Annotated in this window: 1 protein-coding gene; it reads right to left on the bottom strand. The window is 68.0% G+C overall.

The annotated features are described in order from the left end of the window. A partial coding sequence (locus RTN46_RS16945; protein WP_312183215.1) for a DUF3488 and transglutaminase-like domain-containing protein occupies positions 1-2168 on the bottom strand: 2168 nt, incomplete at both ends.

Genomic DNA, 2168 nt, shown 5'->3' with positions numbered 1-2168 from the left:
GAAACCGGGGCAGCATACGCCTCCGCCTCATACGCCTGGCGCAGCCGCTGCAGGGCCGCAGCCGCGGGTTCCGGCAGGCCAGCTTCCGCCGCCAGCCGGTCGGCATAGGAGCGCGGACTGTCAGCGGTCCTGGCCGGATAGCCGTAATCCTGTGCGGAATCCATGGCTTCCTCCCACGCCAATCCGGCGCCTCCTCCCGCAGCGGCGTGGGCGTGCTGGCGGTTCCTGGTCCGACGGCGGCGCAGTCCCCACGGGGTCAGGATCGCCAGGGCGGCCACCAAAATACCGATCGCAACGCCGGCGAAGGGAGCCCCACCCGTCTCGGCAGGTCCTACTGGCTGCGGTACGGCGGCCGGAGGAGACGTGGGCGAGGGGGCCGGCACCGGGATGGCCCCCTGCGGTTCCCGCTGATCCGCTTCCCGTTGGGCCGCGGCACCGGCGTTCGGCTGCCGGGGCACCGCATAGGCCGGGACCACTCCACGGGAAGGCGTGGGTTCGAAACGCACCCAGCCGACTCCCTCGAAATACAGTTCAGGCCACGCGTGGGCGTCCCGGGAGTCCACGGCGAACTCCTCCAGCTCCTGCCCCCCGTCACCAACCCGGGTCTCATCCGTGGCACGGCCAGGCGCATAGCCGAGTCCCATGCGGCTCGGGATCCCCACTTCCCGGGCCATAACAGCCATCGCGGAGGCGAAGTGCACACAGTACCCGGATCGTTGTTCCAGGAAGCGGGCCAGGACATCCATGCCGTTGCCGTCATATCCGCCATCGACCGGGGCATCCAGGGAATAGCTGAACCGCGCGCCGCGCAGGTAGGACTGGAGAGCAAGTGCCTGCCCATACGGCGTGGTTTCGGCGGCTACGGCCTCCCTGGCGGTGTCCTTGATGATCTGGGGCAGGTTATCCGGGAGATCGGTGAAGACGGGATCCACGGCGTTCTCCGGTGCCGGCCCGATGCCCATCAGGGTTTCGCTCGTCACCATCGGGCTCACGCTGCGCACCTGGTAGCTGGACTGTGCTTCGGCGTTGCCGTCGGCGGACAGGATGGTCATGGTCGACGGATCCCACGTCCAGGCTCCGCCTACCTCCGAGATTGACGAGGGTGCATAGGGTGCCAGCAGCCAAGGGCTGGAATAGGTCGATGACCCGATAACCGTCGTCGTCACCGTCGTCGGAATGCTCTCATCCATCCTTTCCGCCGGCATCATGCTGGAAGTGCCGAGCCGGCGGGAATCGGAACGTGTATCCGGGGCCCAGCGGCTCCCGGAAAAATCCTCCAGTGTGGTGGAACGGAGGTAAAGCGGCCGCTGCGAATCGGTGGCGTAAGTGATCCGGCCGGTGGCAGTGGGCTGGCGCAGGTCATTGCCCAGGGTCACCACCGGATTCAGTCCGGTGGTGCCGGCAAAGAAGTTGATCCGTGCACCCTGCGGGAACGCTCCGGTGTTGAACCCTGGAATGGCCAGGGGCAGCAGCAGTGCCGCGATGACCGCTCCGGCGCCGATGCCCAGCGCACCAGCCGCCTGGCTTCCTGTCGGCCGGTTCCGGCCGCCGGCTTGGGCATCAGCGCGCTCCTGCCACGCCCCTGCCGCCAGGATCAGCAGGAAGCCCAGGGCAGCTGCCGCAAAACCGGCTGCACCCACGCTTTGCGGTTTGATGATTCCGGGTACCAGCAGGATGGTAAACAGTCCGAGCCCGCTGGCCGCAGGCATCCGCAGGGTCACGGCCAGGGTGTCGACCAGCACTGTCACCAGCCCTACGGCCAGGCAGGCAATGAACACGACGCCGGCGTCGGGAAGAACGGGTATCACCTGCGTGATCACCACGGTCTGGGCGTCGGCCAGCAGGGATCCGGCCTTCGCCACAGTCCCCGACATTGGGATAATGCCCAAGAAACCGGTGTCGGAGGCGAACAGCCACGTCAGTGCCAGCGTGAGGGAAGCGAGCCCCGCTACCGGCACCAGCACGGTGGGGAAACTGAACCGCCGGGCCAGCGCTGTAGCCACGGAGACGGATGCTACCGCCATGGTCAGCGGCCACATCCAGGCAAAGCCGTCGAGTATGCCCTGGATGCTGAGGGAACAGAGGAGGACGGCGATGCCCGCGGCGGCGCCGGCCACCCAGTTGGCGGAGGCGCGGCGGGGGCTGTCCGGCGCCGGCCAATCCCCGCC

The organism is Arthrobacter sp., assembly GCF_031988865.1.
In the GTDB taxonomy this organism is placed as follows: Bacteria; Actinomycetota; Actinomycetes; order Actinomycetales; family Micrococcaceae; genus Arthrobacter_B.
Note: the sequence above shows the minus strand (reverse complement) of the source record. Positions and strands in the feature narration are given on the sequence as shown.